Source organism: Flavobacterium urumqiense (genome assembly GCF_900108015.1).
Taxonomy (GTDB): Bacteria; Bacteroidota; Bacteroidia; order Flavobacteriales; family Flavobacteriaceae; genus Flavobacterium; species Flavobacterium urumqiense.
This window is the reverse complement of the sequence record NZ_FNVP01000009.1, coordinates 147,300-170,432: the sequence shown is the minus strand read 5'-3', so window position 1 is coordinate 170,432 and position 23,133 is coordinate 147,300. Positions and strand designations below refer to the sequence as shown.

20 protein-coding genes and 1 other RNA gene are annotated in these 23,133 nt (G+C 32.8%); 8 read left to right on the top strand and 13 right to left on the bottom strand.

The window, feature by feature from the left end; genetic code table 11:
• The 4 genes from C4S35_RS11990 to C4S35_RS11975 all read left to right on the top strand — a co-directional run.
• Window positions 1-1,482: T9SS type B sorting domain-containing protein (locus C4S35_RS11990; protein WP_146059541.1), on the top strand; the 1,482-nt coding region annotated here is incomplete at its 5' end.
• 166 nt (window positions 1,483-1,648) lie between these two features.
• Window positions 1,649-2,557, top strand: coding sequence for a PorP/SprF family type IX secretion system membrane protein (locus C4S35_RS11985; RefSeq protein WP_104000391.1), 909 nt, complete (start codon window positions 1,649-1,651; stop codon window positions 2,555-2,557).
• Window positions 2,558-2,569: 12 nt separating this feature from the next.
• Window positions 2,570-2,929 carry a flagellar motor protein MotB gene (locus tag C4S35_RS11980; protein ID WP_244175267.1) on the top strand — a complete coding sequence of 120 codons (360 nt, stop codon included), beginning with the start codon at window positions 2,570-2,572 and terminating at the stop codon, window positions 2,927-2,929.
• A 49-nt stretch (window positions 2,930-2,978) separates the two neighbouring features.
• A complete protein-coding gene (locus tag C4S35_RS11975; protein ID WP_104000390.1) occupies window positions 2,979-4,919 on the top strand; it encodes an OmpA family protein in 1,941 nt (646 codons plus the stop codon).
• Window positions 4,920-4,978: 59 nt separating this feature from the next.
• Here the strand turns inward: C4S35_RS11975 and C4S35_RS11970 are convergent, their stop codons facing one another.
• From C4S35_RS11970 to pyrR, 7 genes are all read right to left on the bottom strand, one after another.
• On the bottom strand, window positions 4,979-5,482 hold the full coding sequence (locus C4S35_RS11970; protein ID WP_104000389.1) for a CAP domain-containing protein: 504 nt from the start codon (window positions 5,480-5,482) through the stop codon (window positions 4,979-4,981).
• A 396-nt stretch (window positions 5,483-5,878) separates the two neighbouring features.
• Complete coding sequence (locus C4S35_RS11965; RefSeq protein WP_244175266.1) at window positions 5,879-6,412, bottom strand: CAP domain-containing protein; 534 nt, start codon at window positions 6,410-6,412, stop codon at window positions 5,879-5,881.
• A 168-nt stretch (window positions 6,413-6,580) separates the two neighbouring features.
• Window positions 6,581-7,225: a pyridoxamine 5'-phosphate oxidase gene (gene pdxH / locus C4S35_RS11960; RefSeq protein WP_104000388.1), complete on the bottom strand. Its 645-nt coding sequence runs from the start codon at window positions 7,223-7,225 to the stop codon at window positions 6,581-6,583.
• A gap of 60 nt (window positions 7,226-7,285) precedes the next feature.
• A complete protein-coding gene (locus C4S35_RS11955; protein ID WP_104000387.1) occupies window positions 7,286-8,191 on the bottom strand; it encodes a ribonuclease Z in 906 nt (301 codons plus the stop codon).
• Between the two features lie 75 nt (window positions 8,192-8,266).
• Window positions 8,267-8,599: a ribonuclease Z gene (locus C4S35_RS11950; protein WP_104000386.1), complete on the bottom strand. Its 333-nt coding sequence runs from the start codon at window positions 8,597-8,599 to the stop codon at window positions 8,267-8,269.
• Window positions 8,600-8,673: 74 nt separating this feature from the next.
• Window positions 8,674-9,600, bottom strand: a complete 927-nt coding sequence (locus C4S35_RS11945) for an aspartate carbamoyltransferase catalytic subunit (protein ID WP_104000385.1) — start codon at window positions 9,598-9,600, stop codon at window positions 8,674-8,676.
• A gap of 56 nt (window positions 9,601-9,656) precedes the next feature.
• Window positions 9,657-10,196, bottom strand: coding sequence for a bifunctional pyr operon transcriptional regulator/uracil phosphoribosyltransferase PyrR (pyrR, locus tag C4S35_RS11940; RefSeq protein WP_104000384.1), 540 nt, complete (start codon window positions 10,194-10,196; stop codon window positions 9,657-9,659).
• Between the two features lie 369 nt (window positions 10,197-10,565).
• Between pyrR and C4S35_RS15750 the strand changes: the two genes are divergently transcribed.
• Window positions 10,566-10,712 (top strand): hypothetical protein, encoded by a 147-nt coding sequence (locus C4S35_RS15750; protein WP_208618883.1) that lies wholly within the window; start codon window positions 10,566-10,568, stop codon window positions 10,710-10,712.
• 103 nt (window positions 10,713-10,815) lie between these two features.
• On the opposite strand, the gene C4S35_RS11935 is transcribed toward C4S35_RS15750, so the two are convergent.
• From C4S35_RS11935 to nagB, 3 genes are all read right to left on the bottom strand, one after another.
• Entirely contained in the window at window positions 10,816-12,435 is a 1,620-nt protein-coding gene (locus tag C4S35_RS11935) for an ABC-F family ATP-binding cassette domain-containing protein (protein WP_104000383.1), read from the bottom strand.
• 190 nt (window positions 12,436-12,625) lie between these two features.
• Window positions 12,626-14,653 (bottom strand): beta-N-acetylhexosaminidase, encoded by a 2,028-nt coding sequence (locus C4S35_RS11930; RefSeq protein WP_104000382.1) that lies wholly within the window; start codon window positions 14,651-14,653, stop codon window positions 12,626-12,628.
• Window positions 14,654-14,671: 18 nt separating this feature from the next.
• The gene (gene nagB, locus C4S35_RS11925) at window positions 14,672-16,609 is read right to left on the bottom strand and encodes a glucosamine-6-phosphate deaminase (protein ID WP_104000381.1); all 1,938 of its coding nucleotides are present in this window, start codon (window positions 16,607-16,609) and stop codon (window positions 14,672-14,674) included.
• Between the two features lie 462 nt (window positions 16,610-17,071).
• Here nagB and C4S35_RS11920 point away from each other — a divergent pair, with 462 nt between their 5' ends.
• Window positions 17,072-18,733 (top strand): MFS transporter, encoded by a 1,662-nt coding sequence (locus C4S35_RS11920; protein ID WP_104000380.1) that lies wholly within the window; start codon window positions 17,072-17,074, stop codon window positions 18,731-18,733.
• Window positions 18,734-18,840: 107 nt separating this feature from the next.
• Here the strand turns inward: C4S35_RS11920 and fsa are convergent, their stop codons facing one another.
• From fsa to ffs, 3 genes are all read right to left on the bottom strand, one after another.
• Window positions 18,841-19,497 (bottom strand): fructose-6-phosphate aldolase, encoded by a 657-nt coding sequence (fsa, locus tag C4S35_RS11915; protein WP_104000379.1) that lies wholly within the window; start codon window positions 19,495-19,497, stop codon window positions 18,841-18,843.
• A gap of 138 nt (window positions 19,498-19,635) precedes the next feature.
• Window positions 19,636-20,439 carry an SDR family oxidoreductase gene (locus C4S35_RS11910; protein ID WP_104000378.1) on the bottom strand — a complete coding sequence of 268 codons (804 nt, stop codon included), beginning with the start codon at window positions 20,437-20,439 and terminating at the stop codon, window positions 19,636-19,638.
• 161 nt (window positions 20,440-20,600) lie between these two features.
• Window positions 20,601-20,698, bottom strand: an RNA gene (ffs, locus tag C4S35_RS11905) — signal recognition particle sRNA small type.
• Between the two features lie 88 nt (window positions 20,699-20,786).
• On the opposite strand from ffs, the gene C4S35_RS11900 reads away from it, so the two are divergent.
• The gene (locus tag C4S35_RS11900; protein ID WP_104000377.1) at window positions 20,787-21,836 is read left to right on the top strand and encodes a glutaminyl-peptide cyclotransferase; all 1,050 of its coding nucleotides are present in this window, start codon (window positions 20,787-20,789) and stop codon (window positions 21,834-21,836) included.
• A 10-nt stretch (window positions 21,837-21,846) separates the two neighbouring features.
• Window positions 21,847-23,085, top strand: coding sequence for an imidazolonepropionase (gene hutI, locus C4S35_RS11895; protein ID WP_104000376.1), 1,239 nt, complete (start codon window positions 21,847-21,849; stop codon window positions 23,083-23,085).
• The last annotated feature ends 48 nt before the right edge of the window (window positions 23,086-23,133 follow it).

Below are 23,133 nucleotides of genomic sequence, written 5' to 3'. Positions count from 1 at the left end.
ACTAATAATGACGGTTCGGGTTGTAAAGGAAGTCCATACATTGTAACCAGAACGTACACATTAACCGATTGTGGTGGAAATGAAACTAAATTAGTGCAAACCATTACTGTCGAAGATACTACTGGTCCTAATGGAACTGCTCCTGCGAACATAACGGGTTTACAATGCAAAGCTGGAATTCCAACTGCCAACATTCTGGATGTTTCTACAGAAGCCGATAATTGTTTAGGTGAGGTTACCGTTAAAGTTGCCGACACTAATAATGACGGTTCGGGTTGTAAAGGAAGTCCATACATTGTAACCAGAACGTACACTTTAACCGATTGTGGTGGAAATGAAACTAAATTAGTGCAAACCATTACCGTCGAAGATACTACTGGTCCTACTGGAACTGCTCCTGCGAACATAACGGGTTTACAATGCAAAGCTGGAATTCCAACTGCCAACATTCTGGATGTTACTTCAGAAGCCGATAATTGTTTAGGTGAGGTGACCGTTAAAGTTGCCGACATTAATAATGACGGTTCGGGTTGTAAAGGAAGTCCATACATTGTAACCAGAACGTACACATTAATCGATTGTGGTGGAAATGAAACTAAATTAGTGCAAACCATTACCGTCGAAGATACTACTGGTCCTACAACTACAACTGAGTTTAGCGCAACAATCGATGTGAGTTGTGATGCTATCCCTCCATTACCAGCACTTGTTTTTACAGACAATTGTTCTACAGCCACCTTATTAAGAAAAACGGAAGATAAAATTAATGTGACACAAAACTCCTATTCTATTGTGAGAAAATGGTTTGTAACTGATACTTGTAATAATGAATCCGTATTTACCCAGATCATTAATGTATCTGTTTCAAATAGTGTAGTTACAATCCCAAGTTCTGCTTGTAATAATGGAGAAGTGACAACCGTCAATCTTCTTAGTCTACTACCCACAGGTACTCCTTCTAACGGAACCTGGACAGATGTAAGTAATTCTGGAGCCTTACAAGGAGACGTGCTTACCGTTTTTGGTCTTGCTATCACTGCCGCAAATAATCCTCCTTATACTTTCGAATATAAAATTAACGATGCAAATTGTCCTAAAAGCATTATAATAAATATGACTATAAATGATACCTGTGGAGGTATAGTATTGCCTTGCGGTACAGTATTGGTTCATAATGCCTTCTCTCCAAATGGAGATGGAATCAATGAAAATTTCATTATCGACAATATTGATCTTACGGACTGCTTTCCTACTAATACTGTAGAAATTTATAACCGTTGGGGAGTATTGGTTTTTGAAACTACTGGATATAATAATACTACAAGGGTTTTCAATGGTATTTCTCAAGGTAGAACAACAATCAGTCAATCTTCTGGCTTGCCTACTGGAACCTATTTTTATATTTTGAATTATACCTCTAAAGACAATAACGGTAATCTTCAGACGAATAAAAAAGACGGGTATTTATACCTTACGAGATGATTAAATAATCTAAATATCTGAGGGCTCATGAGTCCTCAGATATTTATTAAAACAGAATGAATTGCTCCTATCTTCAAATGATAAACCGTAATAATTTTATGAATTTGATCTGTTGAACTCTTTTGTTAATACGTTCGATAGCTAATTAAAATAATAAATATCTACTATGAAAACAAAACTATTTTCTTTCGTTTTGATGTTTACAGCCATGGTAAGTTTTGCGCAACAAGATGCTCAATTTACGCAGTATATGTACAACACAATCAATATTAATCCTGCTTACGCAGGATCAAGAGGAGTGCTAAGTATTTTTGCTTTGCATCGCACTCAATGGGTAGGACTTGATGGCGCACCAGTCACTAATACTGTGTCTATAAATACACCTTTAAACGCAAATAATTTAGGATTAGGAATCTCTGTCATTAATGATAAAATAGGACCCACTCACGAGAACACGATATCCGCTGATTTGTCCTATACTGTTCCTACATCGGAGACTTTTAAACTTTCTTTTGGTATTAAAGCAACAGCTAATTTATTCGATTTGGATGTCTCCAGATTAAATCCAGCTGATGATGATCCTAGCTTACATGATTATAGCAATAAATTCACTCCCAATATTGGCGCTGGTGTTTATTTACATTCTGATAAAGCCTATGTAGGTTTTTCAGTACCTAACTTTATAGAAACTAATCGTTACGATGATAATGAAATAGCTATTTTTAAAGAAAAAATCAATTATTACTTAATTGCAGGTTATGTATTTGACTTGACTAATGACATCAAATTCAAACCTGCAATACTTATCAAAATGGTGGAGGGAGCTCCCCTTCAAGCGGATGTATCGGCAAACTTTATGTTTAATAATAAATTCGTTGTCGGAGTAGCTTATCGATGGAGCGCGGCTTTAAGTGCTATGGTTGGTTTTCAAGTTTCGGAAGGTTTATACATAGGATACGGTTATGATCATGAAACGACCAATTTAAACCACTATAATTCCGGTTCGCATGAAATATTTCTGCGATATGAATTATTTAAAAATAACAATAAAATTATTACTCCGAGATTTTTTTAAAAATCAATTATTATGAAAAATAATATGATTCGCTACATAACAACAATATTAAGTTTTATTTCATTTGTAATTTATTCCCAAAATGAGCAATTTTATATCGATGTTTTAAAAACCTATGAAAGAATCGCGGAAAAAGGATATAAATCAGTAGATCTGTTTCAAAAATTAGGCAATTCCTACTACTTATTTACTAAACTGGATAAATCGGCGAAATGGTATTGTGAGTTATTTGCCATGACTAGCGATTTAGAACCGGAATATTATAATCATTATGCGCAGTCTTTAATATTTATTGGTGAAAACGGTAAAGCCAATGAAATACTGGAAAAATTAAAACAAAAATTAGAAGCTAAATCTTCTAAAAAAAATTAAAAAAAACGATAAAATCTTTACTCCGCGATTCTTCTAAAAAATAATTATTATGAAAAATATTATACTCCTTTACATAACAATAGTAAGTGTTTTTTCATTTAACATTTACTCCCAAAAAGCAAGGATAACTGCAGCCGACAAAAAATATGACAACTATGCTTACGTTGATGCTATAAAAACCTATGAAAGGGTAGCAGAAAAAGGATATAAATCCATAGACATGTTTAAAAAATTGGGGAATGCCTATTATTTTAATGGCGAACTGGATAAAGCTGTTAAATGGTATGGAGAATTATTTGCCATGGCTGTTGATACTGATCTGGACTCAGAGTATTATTACCGATATGCACAATCTTTACGTTCCATTGGTCAAAACGATAAGGCAGATGAAATGTTACAAAAATTTATTCAAAAATCAGGAAATGATAGCAGAGGAAAGCTTTTTCAAGAAAATCCTAATTATTTAGAAGCTATTAAAGCCAATTCAGGAAGATACCAAGTGGAAAATGCAGGAATCAATTCTAAATACTCTGATTATGGAACTGCTATCTATTCCAACAAAATTGTTTTTGCATCAGCCCGAGATACGGGGAGTTTGGGACACAGAACTAATTCATGGACAGGTCAACCCTTTACAAATTTGTATACTGCTGATTTAGGAGATAATATGGCTCCGGGAGCACCTAATAAATTTGATAAAAATATAAATTCAAAATTTCACGAAGCCTCTCCTGTGTTTACTGCTGATGGTAATACAATGTACTTTACAAGAAACAACTATCTCGATGGCAAAAAAGGGAAAGACGGAAATGACATTACTTTAATAAAAATATACAAAGCCAGCTTGGTCGACGATAAATGGTCTAATGTTACTGAACTGCCTTTTGACAGTGACAATTACAGTACTGCACATCCCGCTTTAAGTCCCGATGGAAAAATTTTATACTTTGCTTCTGATATGCCAGGAACATTAGGTCAGTCTGATTTATTTAAAGTGGTAATTAATGCGGACGGTACTTTTGGCACTCCACAAAATTTAGGAAATACAATAAATACGGAAGGCAAAGAAACCTTTCCGTTTGTAAATGATGAAAATGAGATTTATTTTGCCTCAGATGGGCATCCAGGACTTGGGGGATTAGATGTTTTCGTGTCCAAAATAAATGCGGATGGAGCTTTCAGTAAAGTTAAAAATGTGGGGGCCGATGTAAATTCTCCAAAAGATGATTTTGCTTATTTGATTGATACAAAATCAAGAAGAGGCTTTTTTAGTTCTAATAGAGATGGCGGTCAGGGCTATGATGATATTTATAAATTCCTAGAAACTACAAGACTGTGTGAACAGCTATTGTATGGTGAAATAACTGATTTAGTTACAAAAGAACTGATTCCTGATGCAAAAATCAGCTTGTATGATAGCCAATTTAATCTTATTAAATCGAGTGTTTCAGATAGTAAAGGAAATTATACATTTGAGGTAGAATGTGGGAAAACATATAATATCAGAGCTGAAAAACCAGAATACACTACCAAGGAACAAAAAGTAGTTATTGCTGAAACAAATGGAAAAACATATCTTCCTATCACATTGGAAAAAGTAAAATGTAAAGTGACAATTGGTGATGATTTAGGGAAGTGTTTTGGAATAAAAATGATTTACTTCGATTTTGATAAATCTAATATTAGAGAGGAAGCGGCTTTAGATTTAGAAAAAATATTAGATGTTTTAAATCAAAATCCTACCATGAAATTAGATATACGTTCGCATACTGATAGTCGAGGAACATTCAAATACAATGAAGCTTTGTCTGAAAGAAGAGTTAAATCTACTACAGAATGGTTAATCAAAAACGGCGTCAATTCAGATAGATTGACCGGAAGAGGATATGGTGAAAATCAACTCGTAAATAAATGCTCAGATAATGTGACATGTACCGAAGAGGAACATCAACTTAACAGAAGAAGTGAATTTATCATTACTGCTTTATAATAATTGAAAAGAGGCTGCGACTTGGGGGAAACAGCCTCTATTTCCAAAAAAAAATCAACTTATATTTTTGCAAAGATGTTTGTATAATATTTTCTGCCATTGGCAGGATTCTCTCTTATTGATATACCAAAATGAGTAAAATCACCTTCAATATTCTGTTTATGCCCTGGACTCGCTAACCATGCATTTAAAGCCGCTTGAGGAGTACTATAATTATATGCGATATTCTCACTAACTGTTTTAGCACCTAAAACTTTCATTATATTTTCAGAACGGGCAACGAAGTCATTATGATTAACCACATTATTAGCAATCATATAATTATCATGTTCTTCTGACTTGTAAGACATATGATTAATTTTTTCCAAAGGATTCAGACCAACACTTACTCTATAATTATTTATTAAAGTCATTGTCTGTAATTCTGTTGCATTATATGTATATTCAGCTACCAATAACGATGAAACACTTGCAGTTGATGTTGTAGAATCATCTGAAGAACAGGAATTCAAAGTGTATATCACTGAAACAATCAACAATGTACGAAGTAGATTTCTTTTCATAAAAATAGTAGTTTAAATTTAAAGTAGATTGTGGGGCAAACTTCTTTAATTCGTTGACAAATATTTTGCTTTAATAATATTTAAAATTACATTTTTTATCGCTCAACTACCAAATAAAATCGACTAACTACATTATAAAAATAAAATTTTATATATATTTCTTACATTTATAAACCACTAACCTAATTATTAAGAGTAATTTTGTTAGGCGAAATGCTAAAATATATTATAAATAAAATTAAATTTTAGTGTCAAATATTTAGCATTTAAAGTGTTATGAATAATCTTTGTAAATTTTGATATTGGAAGTCAATAAACTTTATAGTTACAAAATGTAAAAAAAAGAGACTATCTTTTGGGGAAAGGGCAGTCTCTAAATTCCAAAAAAAAACTAACTTATATTTTTACAAAAATATTAGTATAATATTTTATACCGTTTGTGGGATTTATTCTAATTGAAATCCCAAAGTGATTAAAATCTCCTTCGATATTTGCTTTATGTCCTGGGCTCTTTAACCAAGCATCAAAAACGGCTTGCGCTGTGCTGTAATTATAGGCTATATTCTCTGCAACCGTTTTTGCACCTAAAACATTCATAATGTCTTGAGAACGAACTACAAAATCATCATGATTGACGACATTGTTTGCAATCATATAATTATCATGCTCTTCTGATTTTAAGGAAATGTAATTAATTTTTTGAAGCGCATTTAAACCAATACTAACTCTATAGTTATTTATTAAATCCATAGTTTGAATCTCCAGACTATTATAAGAATAAGTAGTTACAACCGCGGGAGAAACACTTGGAGCTGTAGTTGCGGGAGAAACACTTGGGGTTGTAGTTGCGGCAGAAACATCTGAAGAACAAGAATACATAGTACTGAATGCTGAAAAAAGTAAAAATGTGTAAAAAAAATTTAATTTCATAAAAACGTAAGTAGTTTAAATTTAAAGTAGATTTTGGGGCTAACTTTTTAAAAAAATTATAAATATTATCATTCAATAATATTCAAAATTACATTTTTTATCGCCAAAACACCAAATAAAATCGACAAACTACAATATATAAGCAACTTACAATATGTTTTTCTTACACTACGGCGATAAACGCTCTATTTTCCAAGTGAAATTTTCTTGGCTTGTATATCTAATTCTATCATGCAAACGGTTAGGTCTTCCTTGCCAAAATTCAACTTCTACAGGAGTAACTAAAAATCCTCCCCAATGCTCTGGTCTTGGAATTACTATTCCTTCATAATCATTTTCGAGTTGTTTTAAGTTTTCTTCTAAAAAAGCTCTTGAAGGAACCACTTCACTCTGATTTGAAACTATAGCTCCTAATTTACTTCCGTGTGGTCTGGATTCAAAATAATTATTTGAAATGGCTGCAGCAGTTTTCCTTGCAACTCCTTTGATAATAACTTGGCGTTCCATTGTATGCCAAAAAAAAGAAAGACATATTTTAGGGTTTTGCGCAATTGCCTTCCCCTTTTCTGAATTGTAATTGGTGTAAAATATAAATCCTTCTTCAGTGAATTTTTTTAACAGTACAACTCTTGATCGCGGAAAACCATCTAAACCAATTGTGCCCACTGTCATAGCATTGACTTCTTCATTTCCTCCAAAATCTTCTACCTCATGAAACCATCTATTAAAAAGATTAATAGGATCTTCGGGAATATTAGATTCCAATAACTCACTCTTTTCATAAGATTTTCTGTAATGACTTAAATCTTCCATGTTTTTGATTTTTTTGTTATTGTTAGAGTATTGTATTTTAACTTAAATTAATGTGTGCATTTAAAATTCAAAATTTTTTCCATCATCTGCTAAAAGTACTTCTGGGAAAATGGTTTCAGCTTCTTCTTTAAAAAGTTCAATACTTTCATATCGAGTGGAATAATGTCCTAAAATCAATTGTTTAGCTTTAGATTTTAGTGCAATCATTGCCGCTTCTTTTGCGGTCGAATGCAGTGTTTTTTTAGCTAAATTTTCTTCTGATTGCAAAAAAGTAGACTCATGGTACAAAACATCTGTATTTTCAATAATAGGAATTATTGATTCATCATAAGCCGTATCAGAACAAAAAGCATAATTCTTTGCCGGAACTGGATCAAAAGTTAATTTTTCGTTTTCAATAACTCTTCCGTCCTCAAGAATAATATCTTTTCCGTTTTTTATTTTTTGATAGTAACAAGTATCAATTTCATAATTTTGAACAGCGTCTAAATTAAGTTTCCTCTCCCCTATTTTTTCTTGAAACAAAAAACCATTAGTATAAATACGATGTTTTAATGGTATAGTTTTCACTAAAACCTTTTCATCTTCAAAGATTATTTCACTTTCTTGTGATTCCAATTCATGAAAAAACAAGCCGTAATTAGTCCAGGAATTAGATAATCGCAATTGTAACTTGATGATTTCTTTGATTCCTTTTGGACCATAAATATGCAAATCGGTAGTTCTATTCAATAATGTAAAAGTGGACACTAATCCTATTAACCCAAAAAAGTGATCGCCATGCAAATGCGAAATGAAAATATCATTAATCTTCGAAAACCTGATTTTATTTTTACGCAATTGTACTTGAGTACCTTCTCCACAATCAATTAAAAAAAGTCTGTTTTTAATTTCTAAAATCTGTGAAGTAGTATTGGTAAAAGTTCGTGGTGTAGCTGCATAGCAACCAAGTATTGTTAGTTTCAAGTTCTCGTATATTCGGTTACTGCGTATTTAGGCAAATTAATTAAAACGGTAAAATAACTAACTGTAAAAACTAATTTAAAAACCTAAATCTCTTTCAATTTCTTCCATTTCAATAATATCATGTGCTTCTAATAAAGAAGGCACAACGGTTAATTTGCTTGGAACTGCATTATAATCAAAATCGGAAGTAACTATAACGAATGATTTTTTAGCTTTTTTATGCTGTTTTGATAATGGCATAAATAATTTTATATCATCTGTAGAAAAGTCTTTATAAAACAAAAGATCAATAATTAAATTATGTTTTTCGAATGTTTTATATTGATGTGTAACTTTCATCAAAAAAGAGGTAAAATCACCTTGTGTGTCTCTAATCGTTATCGTATGGGCTTTTTGATCTACTTTCATTTTTTTATTAATTTCAGAAAATGCAAAATCGCAAATTTTTGTGAATAGCTAAGTTACTAAGTTTTTCTTTGAAATTACTGAATTTTTGATGCCAAAAGATAAATAACTGCCATCCTTATCGCTACCCCATTTTCTACTTGGTTTAAAATTACTGACTGATGAGAATCGGCGACTTCGCTCGTAATCTCAACCCCTCGATTAATAGGTCCTGGGTGCATGATTACGATTTCTTTATTCAATGAATCCAATAAACTTTTATCAACTCCATATTGTTGCGCATATTCTCTTGTTGATGGAAAATAATTTACATCCATTCTCTCATTTTGCACGCGCAACATGTTTGCTACATCACACCATTCCAATGCTTTTCTCAAATTAGGTTCAACGGTTACACCTAGAGACTCAATATGTCTTGGAATAAGTGTTTTAGGTCCGCAAACTTTGACTTCGGCACCCTGCATTTGTAAAGCATATATATTTGATAACGCCACTCTGGAATGCAAAACATCACCTACAATGACTACTTTTTTCCCAGCCACTTCTCCTAATTTTTCTCTAATTGAATAACTGTCTAATAACCCCTGTGTAGGATGTTCATGCGCTCCGTCTCCTGCGTTTACAATACTCGCTTTTACGTTTTTGGATAAAAAATAAGCTGCACCAGGATTAGCATGCCTCATTACTACCATATCTACTTTCATCGAAAGAATGTTATTTACGGTATCAATTAAGGTTTCTCCTTTTTTGACTGAGGATTGTGCCGCCGAAAAACTAATCACATCGGCAGATAATCGTTTTTGTGCTAATTCAAAAGAGAGTTTAGTTCGGGTACTATTTTCAAAAAAAATATTGGCAATAGTAATATCTCGTAAGGAAGGTACTTTCTTAATTGGTCGGTTGATGACTTCTTTAAAATGATCGGCAGTTTCAAAAATTAAGTCAATATCATTCTTGTTGATGTATTTTATACCTAATAAATGATTTACGCTTAATTCTTTCATTTCTTTTTACGATTATTAATTTTTTTAAATAGTTAGATTTTAAACTTATTACAAATCTAATTTGTTATCAAATAAACGGCATCTTCACCATCATTTTCTTTCCAACTCACCTTTACCTTCTCGTTGTTTATAGCATCTACCTGTCTTCCTCTATAATCTGGTTGTATGGGTAAATTTCTACTGAAACGTCTGTCAATTAGAACAAGTAATTCTATTTCAGAAGGTCTTCCAAAAGATTGAATAGCTGTCAAGGCCGATCTGATACTTCTGCCGGTGAACAAAACATCATCTATGAAAATGACTTTTTTATTTTCGACAATAAAATTTATCTTGGTTTTATTTGCTTCTAATGGTTTATCTGTTCTGCGAAAATCATCTCTAAAAAAGGTAATATCCAGATAACCCAACTGAATTTCAGGAGTTTGGTATTCTTTTTCTAAAATTTCTTTTAAACGTTCTGCTAAAAAAACACCTCTTGGTTGTATTCCGACTAATATCGTATCTGAAAAATTTAAGTGTTTTTCAATTAACTGACAGGCCAAACGATGCAATATGATAGTAACTTCTTTTGCAGTAAGCAATACTTTTTGACTCATAGTAAAGTGTAGTGTTTGGTTTTACAAATATACGAATTTCGATTTATGATTAATTATAAAGGTCAAAAATAGCTATCAAATTATTTATAGATTGAAATTCATGTCGCTTTATACCAAAAATATTATAAAGATCCTTATTTATGGATTTTAATATAACTTACACATAATGAATATTTCATAAAAATTAATTTCAAAAAAACAACTAATAATTATAAAAAAATATTTTAATATCATTTTTAAAATAATAATAAAATTTCACAATAAAATAAAAAAATTATATAACTAATCACACTGATGATTTTGTAATTTTACATTACTATAAATTTAAAAAAATAAAAACTCATGCAAAAAAAAACAACAAGATTATTGATGCTTTTCATAATACTAATATCATTTACAGGTTGTTCCGTAATCGAAGGTATATTTAAAGCCGGTGTTGGTGTTGGTGTTTTTATAGTAATTGCTATAATTGCTATTGTTGTCCTTATAATAAGTAAAGTTTTTGGGAAGAAATAATTAAATACTATTTCCAAGTTGGCAGCGTATTAAGGTGCGAATAGTTACTTACAAAAAACGCCAACTTTTCAGTTGGCGTTTTTTTGTAGAAATAAACTAATGTTTAAATAGTATACATTTTCGTTCTTAATTCCTGAACTTTTTCATCATCTAGGTAATCATCAAATGTCATGTAACGATCAATTGCTCCATTCGGTGTTAATTCAATAACACGATTAGCAACCGTTTGAGAAAATTCATGATCATGAGTAGTGAAAATCACAGATCCTTTGAAGTTTTTCAATGAATTATTAAAAGCTGTAATAGACTCTAAGTCCAAGTGATTCGTCGGTTCATTAAGCATCAAAACATTTGCTCTTTCCATCATCATTCGAGACAACATACAACGCACCTTTTCTCCTCCGGATAATACTCTGCACGTTTTCAAAGCTTCTTCTCCTGAAAAAATCATTTTACCAAGGAAACTACGAATATTAACCTCATCACGCTCTTCCTCCGTTTTTACCCATTGGCGTAACCAATCTACAAGAGAATAGTCGCTCTCAAAAAAAGAATGATTTTCTACTGGCAAATAGGCTTGGTTTGTAGTAACTCCCCAATCAAAAGTACCAGAATCAGCTTTTTGATTACCGTTTAAAATTTCGTAGAAAGCTGTCGTAGCACGTGAATCTTTTGAGAAAAGGACAATTTTATCACCTTTAGCCATATTCAAATCAACTCCTTTAAACAAAACATCTCCGTCAATAGAGGCGCCTAAGTTTTGCACATTCAAAATTTGATCTCCCGCTTCACGCTCCTGATCAAAAATAATCGCTGGATAACGACGGCTTGATGGTTTTATATCCGAAATATTCAACTTACTAATCATTTTTTTACGAGAGGTAGCTTGTTTTGATTTGGCCACATTCGCACTAAAACGACGTATAAATTCTTCTAATTCCTGTTTCTTTTCTTCTGCTTTTTTGTTTTGTTGCGCTCGTTGTTTTGCGGCTAATTGGCTTGATTCATACCAAAAAGTATAATTACCAGAATAATGATTTATTTTACTAAAATCAATATCCGAAATATGCGTACAAACGGAATCTAAAAAGTGTCTATCGTGAGAAACTACAATGACTGTATTTTCATAGTTAGCTAAGAAATTCTCTAACCAAGCAATAGTTTCAAAATCCAAATCATTGGTAGGCTCATCCATAATAAGTAAATCAGGATTTCCAAAAAGTGCTTGAGCCAAAAGGACACGAACTTTTATTTTACCCTCAAGATCTCCCATTAAAGTATAATGATGATCTTCAGAAATCCCAAGATTTGATAACATCGATGCAGCATCAGAATCAGCATTCCAACCGTTCATTTCTTCAAATTGAACTTGCAACTCTCCTATTCTATCTGCATTTTTATCATTGTAGTCTAAGTACAAAGCATCCATTTCTTTTTTGATGGCATACAATGTTTTATTCCCCATCATTACAGTCTCAAGAACGGTGCTTTCGTCAAACATATTATGGTTTTGGTTTAAAACCGACATACGTTTTCCGGGTTCCAAGTGAATATGTCCCGAAGTAGGATCCATTTCACCTGCGATTATTTTAAGAAAAGTAGATTTTCCAGCACCGTTGGCTCCGATAACTCCATATATATTACCATGCGTGAAGGTAGTATTTACTTCATCAAACAAAATTCGTTTGCCAAACTGAACTGATAAATTGTTAACTGTTAACATAAATATTTTTTATAAAAATTTTTGCAAAAGTACGAAAAAAATACTGATTTTTATAAATTGTATGTAGCTTAACGTTAAAATAGTAGTCGCCGAAAAATGAGCTGATAATTCATTCGGTTTACACAATTATTTTTTTTAAAATTAACAACTAACCAACCTTAATTTTAATGCGTAATTATTCAAAATTTTATCATTGGCTTAATTTTTTCAAATTAGCATAAACTGCCACTTCAACATCAGCAGGACTTCTGGAATTAAATTTTTCTAATAAACCATTCAGTAAATCAGGATTCATTGTTTTTTTGTTTTCGATAATCAATAAAAGTTCTTCAGATATATCCTTTAGATTTTTGGATAAAGGTAAGAGCGGTTGAATCAGCGGAGCATTACCACTTAAACTAATTAAATCCGCATTCATAGCAATCCATTTTCTAAAAAAATTAGTTACCAAAGTTTGATTTTCTATATTTTTATTTTCTAAGTAGTTATTTACCGCTGTATCAAAATCATACGCATCAAAAGCATCAGCTGTGCATGCATCAGCAAATAACGTTAACGGGGAAAACATAAAATATTTTTTACCTCCTCCATTACGTTTGTAAACCTTCAGCGGTTCACAAACATTAGAAAAATCTCTCAATGCTTTTGTTTCCTGATTATTACTGATATTTCTTAAAATCACTTCTTTATTTCTTAGGTGCATAATTCCTAATTCCTCTAATCTAAAAGAGATCGTTTTCATTCTTTTATGCAAACTATTCAAATCTGTAACATTTTCGTTAGACCACAATCTTTCCGCAATTGCTGCAGTTCTTGGCCAAATTCTGGAGTCAATATTCAAAGGTGTAACCAATTCGCTCCACATTGTTGCTTCGCCTCCTAATATTCTTGCTTTTTCCTCAGCAGTAAGAACAGCATTTTTTGGAATTGGATCATTTAAATAATGACTTTGAACGCCCAGCATTAAATCAATATAATATCCATTTGACAAAACTGTTTTATATCCATTTTTTGCAGCAGCGACAAGAGATCCTCCTGGAGAAACGCTTTCATTTACTCCTTTCCAAGAATGAATTATAGCCTCTTTGGACATATTTTTTGTCATTATTTCCTCCCAACCCATTAATTCTTTATTATGTTTTTTTAACATTGGAATCAATTTCATTGTGAAATACGTTTGCAATTCATGATTGTTGGCCAATCCATTTTTCTTCTTAAATTCTTGTATTTTAGGATTCGCATCCCATTCTTTTCCTTGATTTTCATCACCCCCAATATGAAAATAGTTCCCAGGAAACAAAGGACAAACGGCATCGAAAATTTCACCTAACAACTGATACGTTTTTGGGTTCGTCGGATCTAACGTTGGTGTATAAATTCCTGATCTTCTTCCCACTGTATAAGTAGCTTCATTGCTTACTTTACTTCCTATTTCAGGAAAAGCAGAAAGTAATGCTGAGGCATGCCCAGGAACATCTATTTCCGGTATTACAAGAATTCCTCTTTCATCCGCATATTTTACGACCGATTTAATTTCTTCCTGTGTGTAATAATATCCATCCGAAGCTAATTGTGTGAGTTTTGGATACTTTTTAATTTCAATTCTCCAACCTTGATCGTCTGCTAAATGCCAATGAAATACATTCATTTTCATCGAAGCCATGGCATCGAGATTTCTTTTAATAACATCAACAGGCTGAAAATGTCTTGCTGCATCTATCATTAATCCTCTCCAAGTAAATCTTGGGTAATCCGTAATAATAGCCGTTGGAAAATAAAATAAAGTACTTGTATTTTGCAACATTTGCAATAGCGTTTCCAGAGCATGAAGTGCACCAATATCTGTAGTAGCATTAATCATTATTTTGTTCGGCTGAATCTCTAATTGATAACTTTCATCTTCATTCAATCCTATTTTCCCATTTCGAACACAATTTATTTGTAATTCTGCCTCGTTAACCTCATTGTTTTTAATGACAAAAGCCTGTTCCAAAAACAGTCCTGTTCTCCCATCTAATCTTCGCAAAAAATTTGTTGCTCCTAAAAAAATTCGAGGATTGGAATTGCCCGTAATATTTACTTTAAAACTTTTGCTTAAAACAAAAGTACCTGCAGTCAAATTTATATTTTGTGGCCAAGGCATAAGATCTAATTGTTCCTGCTTTATTTGTGCATTCGATAAAAAAGGAATAAACAATAGGATTAAGATGTATTTCATGTGTTTCTAATGTTCTTTTTAATAATCAAAACGTTTAAATGCTTCAATGGCTTCGTATTCAGCTAGACCTAAATCATCATACAATTTAGCGGTGTGCTTATTGCGATCTTCTGCTCTTACCCAAAATTCTCTGGAGTCATTTCCTTGAAACATCACTCTGTCTTTTTGCGATTGATGGTACAAAATAGCGTGTCTTTTCAGTAAAACTTCATCTGGACTTAAGGGTACTGCCATGTCTATTTCGTGAATCTCCCATTCATGCCAAGCGCCCCGATACAACCACAACCAACAATCATTCATATAGAATTCTGGCTTGAGTTTTTTCATTGCGGCAAAAATAGCATTCAAGCAAACTTCATGGGTACCGTGCGGATCAGCAAGATCACCTGCAGCAAAAACTTGATGTGGTTTAATTTTAGTAATTATAGCTTGAACTATGGTAATATCTTCTGGATTTAAGGGGTTTTTCTTTATTTGACCTGTTTCATAGAAAGGCAGATCCAGAAAATGAATATTTTCCTCTTTTAATCCAATATATCTTGTCGCTGCGTAAGACTCCCTTCGTCTAATCAATCCTTTCAATTTTCGCACTTCTAATGAATCAATTTCATTCTCCGCTTTATTATTTAAAAAATTAATAACCACTTGGAAATTCATTTTAGTTTCATCATCTCCAACGAAATCATTGCAAACTTCAGCAAATTTGAGTGCTTCATCATCTGTTACTGCAATATTTCCAGAGGTTTGATAAACCACATGAACATCATGCCCTTGTTTTATTAATTTTGAAAAGGTTCCTCCCATCGAAATCACATCATCGTCTGGATGCGGACTAAAAAGTAGCACTCTTTTCTGCGCTGGATGAGCTCTTTCAGGTCTATTGGTATCATCTGTATTGGGTTTACCTCCTGGCCATCCCGTTATGGTATGTTGTAGAACATTGAACATATTAATATTCAAATCATAAGCTGAACCTTCAATGGCAAGAAGATCTGACATACCATTATTATTGTAATCCCGGTCTGTCAATTTTAGTATCGATTGTTCTGTTTCTTGGCAGAGCCAAATTATAGCTTTACGTTTTAATTCCTCTGTCCAATTGCATTCTCCAACTAACCATGGAGTTTTAAACCTTGTTAATTCAGAAGCCGCAAATTGGTCTAAAACAAAGGTACTATTATTGTGATTTTGCAAAAATGTAGCAGGAACTTCAGAGCTAATTTCACCTTGAATAGTTCTTTTTACGATTTCTGATTTATTTTGGCCCCAAGCCATTAATACAATTCTTTTGGATCTCATAATTGTAGAAACTCCCATGGTAATCGCTCTTTTGGGAACATTTTCAATACCGTTAAAATCTGAAGAAGCATCAACTCTGGTAATATGGTCCAAGGTAATTATTCGAGTTCCTGAATTAATGTGCGAACCTGGCTCATTAAATCCTACGTGACCTGTACGTCCAATTCCTAATAATTGAAAATCAATGCCACCAGAATTTTTTATTTTCATTTCATAATCAATACAATATTGATTTAGGTTCTCAATTGAAACGGTTCCATCAGGTATATTTATGTTTTCAGACTTAATATCAATATGATCAAAAAGATGCTGATGCATGAAACAATGATAGCTTTGCTTGTTCTCTTTTGTCATCGGATAGTATTCATCCAAATTAAAAGTAATTACGTTCTTAAAACTTAAACCCTCTTCTTTATGCATGCGCACTAGTTCTTCATAGACCTTTACAGGAGAAGAGCCGGTTGCCAAACCTAAAATGCAAGGTTCGTTTTTCTGTTGTTTATATTTTATTAATTGCGCAATTTCTTGGGCAACCACTCTTGAAGCTTCTGTTGAATTTTTGAAAATTTCGTTATGAATTTTTTCAAATCTTGTTTCTTCAAATTTACCGGCACTTTTATAGCTAATGTCTTGTTTAATTTCTAAATCAGTTTTCATTTTTTGCTCTTTTTAAAACTAATTTATAAAGATATGCTTTTTTTAAAATGTTACAAGGGATACAAATCACTTATAATAGTACGTACATATTTTTTAATTTCAGAGGTAAACTACTTCTATTGAAGTACATATCATCAGAATAGACAATAGTGGCAATTATTGGTAAAAACATTATAAAAAAACAATTAACTTCTTTATCGAATGTATTGCAGGATACAATTTTCTAATGCATAAATATTTTACTATTACTAGTCCTATAGCAAAATTTCAAAATAAATCCTTTACAAATAATTTACTTAAAATTAGAAAAAGTTCAAAAAAAAGTCTTTTTCTTAATAAATAATGGGGATTTTATAATTCTCACAAAAATTAGTCAATTTTATTTTTTTTTAATTTACTTAACAAATATATTTACGCCGTTGTATTAAAATTAGCCAAAATAAATTTAAACATTTTAAAATTATGAATACAGAACAAACGAAGTCGAATAATTCGGCTCTTTATACACTGATAACGGTATTTTTCTTTTGGGGATTTATAGGAGCATCAAATGGTGTTTTTATCCCTTTTTGTAAAGCCAAATTTGGTTTAGATCAATTCCAAAGTCAACTAATTGATTTTGCTTTTTATGGTGCTTATTACATCGGAGCGTTACTCCTTTTTATATTTAGCAGTTTAGCAAAAAAAGATATTTTAAATGCTTGGGGATTTAAAAAAGGAATTGTAAACGGATTATTAGTGAGTACTTTTGGAGCTTTATTAATGATTTTAGCTGTTTCTCAAGGGAGTTACTTATTCATTCTGGGTGCTTTATTTATAGTAGCTTTAGGTTTTTCTTTACAACAAACTTCTGCACAACCATTTGCCGCTTCATTAGGAGAACCGCATACTGCATCAAATAGATTGAACTTAGCTGGAGGAATCAATTCACTTGGAACTACAATTGGGCCAATAGTTGTTTCTTTTGCTTTATTTGGTGTTATTTCTGGTGTAAGTATTGAAGAATTTGCTCAAAAAGAAAACTCATTAGATTCCATGCGAATACTTTATGTATTTGTTGGAGGTTTATTCTTGTTGGCTGCCGCTTTATTTTATTTTTCAAAAAAACTACCTTCTGGCAAAAGTGATTCTACTTTTGAACCTGCAAGCAAAGCAATGAAAACGCTTATAGCAATTACAGTAATTTTAGTAGCGATATTTGCTTATATTTTCTCTCGTTACGAAGATTCTGAATTTATTACTCGTTTTATCGAAAATAAAGAAAAGGATTATTTAGGTTTAGGATTGACAGTTGCAACTTTATTAGTTGTAATTATCGGGTTATTATTCGCTAATACTACCGCACAAAAAAATTCTGAGGGATGGGGAGCAATGAAATACCCGCAATTAGTTTTGGGGATGTTAGCACTGTTTACTTATGTAGGAGTTGAAGTAACCATTGGTAGTAATCTTGGATCATTATTAGAATCTGATGCTTTTGGTAAAATTGCAGGTCCTGCTTTAGCACCATACATGTCAATGTATTGGGGAAGTTTAATGATTGGTCGTTGGGCCGGAGCAATTTCTGTATTCAATCCATCTTCACAATTAAAGAAAATTTTACTTATCGTCATCCCTTACGTAGCTTTTGGAGTTGTTTTGAGCGCTAACGCTATATCAGGACAAGATATTACACCTTTGTACGGGTACGCATTCGTAATCTTGTTCCAAATCGCTGGTTTCTTTTTAGGAAAAGATCACCCATCAAGAACATTAATGATTTTTGGTTTAATGGGAATGACAGCCATGCTGATTGGTTTATTCACTACCGGAACAATAGCAATCTATGCTTTTATGAGTGGTGGTTTATTTTTAAGTATCATGTGGCCATCTATTTTCTCCTTGGCAATTGCAGGTTTAGGAAAATACACCTCACAAGGTTCTGCGTTTTTAGTAATGATGATTTTAGGAGGTGGAATTATCCCACCATTACAAGGAAAAATATCTGATATTATTGGGATTCACGATTCTTATTTCATTCCTGTTTTATGTTTCGCTTTTATAGCATTCTATGGTTGGAAAGTGATTGGAATACTAGAAAAACAAGGAATTGGACACGAAATAGAAGTTGGTGGAGGACACTAATTTTCAAATAGAATAACAAACCAAAAAACCAAACCAAATAAAAAATCCCATTTCAATTGAAATGGGATTTTTTTATACATTTTATTCACGGAAAACTGAAAACTTTTTTATTTATTTCCTTTTTCGAAATCAGCAACAAATTGAGCCAATCCAATATCAGTTAATGGATGTTTCAATAATCCGTAAATTGCAGAAAGAGGTCCGGTCATAACATCAGCACCAATTTTAGCACAATTTACAATATGCATGGTGTGACGAACTGAAGCAGCAAGAATTTGAGTTTCGTAACCGTAGTTATCATAAATCAATCTGATTTCTTCAATCAAAGCCAAACCATCAGTAGATACATCATCTAAACGACCAATAAACGGAGAAACATAAGTGGCGCCCGCTTTAGCAGCTAATAAAGCCTGGCCTGCCGAGAATACTAAAGTTACATTCGTTTTTATTCCTTTATCCGAAAAATATTTAGCAGCCATAACTCCTTCTTTAGTCATAGGTAATTTTACTACGATTTGATCGTGCAAATCAGCTAATTCTTCTCCCTCTTTAATCATTCCGTCGTAATCCAAAGCATTCACTTCAGCACTTACATCACCATCAACTACATTACAAATATCTACATAATGCTTCAAAATACTGTTTTTTCCAGTAATCCCTTCTTTTGCCATCAATGATGGATTTGTAGTAACTCCATCCAAAACGCCTAATGCTTGTGCTTCCTTAATTTGAGCTAAATTAGCCGTGTCAATAAAAAATTTCATAGTATTTATAATTTAATTGTGTGTTTCTAATTCTTTGGGCGTGACCCTTCGTAAAAACTTCGGGTCAGGCTTTCCGCTGTATCCTCGCTAAAAAGCGAGGGATGCCGCTTCAATCCTTCACGCAAATCCCGTGCAAAATTACAACTTATAATGGTTCATCAGCATTTTTTCATATACTTTATCGGGTAAAATTCTCTTCAAAACAATTGATATTTTTTGCATAAATACACCCACTTTGTAATGAATTTTAGGTTCCGGAGTTTGGATTATTTTATACACCGCTTCTGCCATTTCATTCGGATTACTTCCACTATCCACATGTTCATCCATTGTTTTTAATGTATTTCCATAAGGACCTTCGTAAGCAGAGCCTTTTATAACTGGAGCATGAAAACGTCCTGAAGCAATATTTGTGGCAAAATCACCTGGGGCTACATTCGTAATATGAACGCCAAAACACTTCACTTCCATTCGCAAAGCTTCTGTAATTATTTCAAGAGCCCCTTTTGAAGCTGAATAAATACTTCTGTAAGGCAAACCCATATATCCCGCAATAGAAGTTACATTAATGATTAAACCCGATTTTTGTGCACGCATTTGTGGCAGAACAGCTTTCATCACTTCAATTGGCCCAAAGAAATTGGTCTCAAAATTATTCTTGATTTCGTGCATTGGAATTTCTTCCAATGGTCCGGTAATTCCAACACCGGCATTATTTATTACAACATCCAGTCTTCCTGAAATCGCAATTACTTTGGCTACAGCCGCATGAATCGAATTCGTATCCCTAACATCTAAAGCGACCAAAGGAAAAACCGGATTTAAGATTCGTTCCGGATTTCTGCTGGTGCCATAAACAATAAAACCTTTATGATGCAAAAATTCACCAATAGATTTCCCTATTCCCGATGAACCTCCTGTAATTAGAACTACTTTACTCATTGTTTTTTGTATAAGGTTAAAAGTATATCCCAAAAAAATGTGTAATATCAAATATTTAACTTTTTTGGGAATGGTTCAAAAATAAAAAAATCCTCCCGAAGGAAGACTACTTTTTTACAAAATAATTCAAAAAAAAATCTTCCGAAATGGAAGATTATAAAAAATGGCAAGCGACCTACATCGCACCGCTCAACCACGTACCCTTGCTATGTTCCCATCCTGGGGGAGTCTGCAGGAGCTGGTCGTGTAGGACTTGCCGGTGCAAATATACAATACTTTTTATATTTTTGCAATACCTTTGCACCTATTAAATAACGTCGTATATTGGCTTATTAAAATTTTAAACTATGAAAAATTATAACTTCCTATCTATCATTTTATTAGGAATTTCGTTAGCAAGTTGCGGCGATACAAAAAAAGGCGAAAATTCTATATTTACCATCGATAATACTAATTTTAATGCACAATATCAGCCTCAAGAGTCGTTACAAATTGGAATTTTAAACCCAAATGACAAGGCTGTAGATAGTATTATTTATTATGTCAATGATAAAAAAATTTCTTCAAAAAAAGGTCTTGATAAAGTAGCTTTTGAATTGAAAGATCAAAAACTAGGCTATCAAAACCTAAAAGCTTTAGTTTATTTTGGAGGCGAAAACTCAGAAGCTACCGCCAGAATCGAATTAGTTTCCAATGTCGCACCAAAATTATTGAAGTACCAAATTGTAAATACTTTTCCGCACGATACAACCTCTTTCACAGAAGGATTAGAATTTTACAAAGATACTTTATACGAAAGCACCGGATTAAAAGGCAATTCATACTTTAGAAAATACGATTATAGAACAGGAAAAGTTTATAAACAAATTAATCTTGATGCAAAATATTTTGGAGAAGGAATTACTTTTATAAATGATAAAATGTACCAACTGACTTGGCAAGAAAAAACAGGTTTTATTTACAATGCAAAAACATTAAAACTAGAAAAAACCTTTACTTATGATAAAGATATTGAAGGTTGGGGAATGACAAATGACGGGAAATACATTTATCAAACAGACAAAACGGAGAAAATTTGGAAAATGGATCCAAACACTCAAAAAATGATTGATTACATCAACGTGTATTCTGGAGATTCTAAAATAAAATCTATCAATGAATTAGAGTGGATTAACGGAAAAATTTATACGAATGTTTGGCAAAAAGATGCAATTGCGGTTGTAAATCCTAACAATGGTGCAGTAGAAGGAATTTTAAACCTCTCAGGTTTGAGAAAATCAATCAATGCAACTGCAGATGATTATTTAAACGGTATCGCTTACAACCCAAAAACTAAAACCATTTTTGTTACTGGAAAAAACTGGGACAAAATGTTTGAAATAACTGTTTCCGAATAATTCTTTAGAAATGACAACACTAATCATCAATATCAAGGAATTACTTCAGGTTAGAGACTCTTCAATTTTGAAAGTTTCCGGTGCCGAAATGGCAATTCTTCCAACAATCAAAAATGCCTATTTAGTAATTGAAAATGGGCTTATTTCTGATTTTGGTTTAATGGATGTTTTACCTAATATAAATCCAGAAAAGTGTATCGATGCAAACGGAAAAATGGTTTTACCCTCGTGGTGCGACAGTCATACGCATATTGTATACGCAGGGAACAGGGAGCAGGAATTTGTTGATCGAATAAATGGTCTGACTTATGAAGAGGTTGCCAACCGTGGAGGTGGAATTTTAAATTCGGCAAAAAAACTGAATGAAGCCAGTGAAGACGAGATTTATGACCAATCTAAAAATCGACTGCAAGAAGTCATGCTTTTAGGAACTGGTGCTGTCGAAATAAAGTCAGGATATGGATTATCAGTTGATGGAGAGTTGAAAATGCTTCGCGTTATTCAACGTCTAGCACAAAACTATCCAATCACTATAAAAGCAACATTTTTGGGTGCTCATGCTTTCCCAGTAGAATACAAAGAAAACCATGACGGTTATATTGATCTAATTATCAATGAAATGCTACCTGAAATTGCCAAAAATAAATTGGCTCATTATATCGATGCTTTTTGCGAAACTGGTTATTTTACCGTTGCAGAAACGGAACAGATAATGGAAGCAGGGATTCTCTTTGGCTTAAAGCCAAAAATTCATGTCAATCAATTCAACTCTATTGGAGGAATTCAGGCTGCAGTAAAATACAATGCTCTTTCTGTAGATCATCTAGAAATCATGAAACCCGAAGATATTGAAGCTTTAAAAAACACAGAGATAATGCCGGTTGCGTTGCCTTCCTGTTCCTATTTTTTAAGTATTCCTTATACTCCAGCTCGGGAGATGATTGCTGCAGGACTTCCATTAGCGCTAGCAACAGATTATAATCCGGGTTCTACTCCATCAGGAAATATGAATTTTGTAGTGGCAACTGCTTGTATAAAAATGAAAATGACTCCGGAGGAAGCCATCAATGCGGCCACACTTAATGGTGCCTATGCAATGGGTATTTCTGAAACCAATGGTAGCATCACGGTTGGTAAAAAAGCCAATTTGATTATTACAAAACCTATTCCCTCCTATTATCAGTTACCTTACGCTTTTGGTAGTAATCTCATTGACACCGTAGTTCTAGAAGGAGAAGTATTCGCATAAAAAAAGAGGAATCGAAGTTCCTCTTTTTTTATGCGAATACTTTAGAAT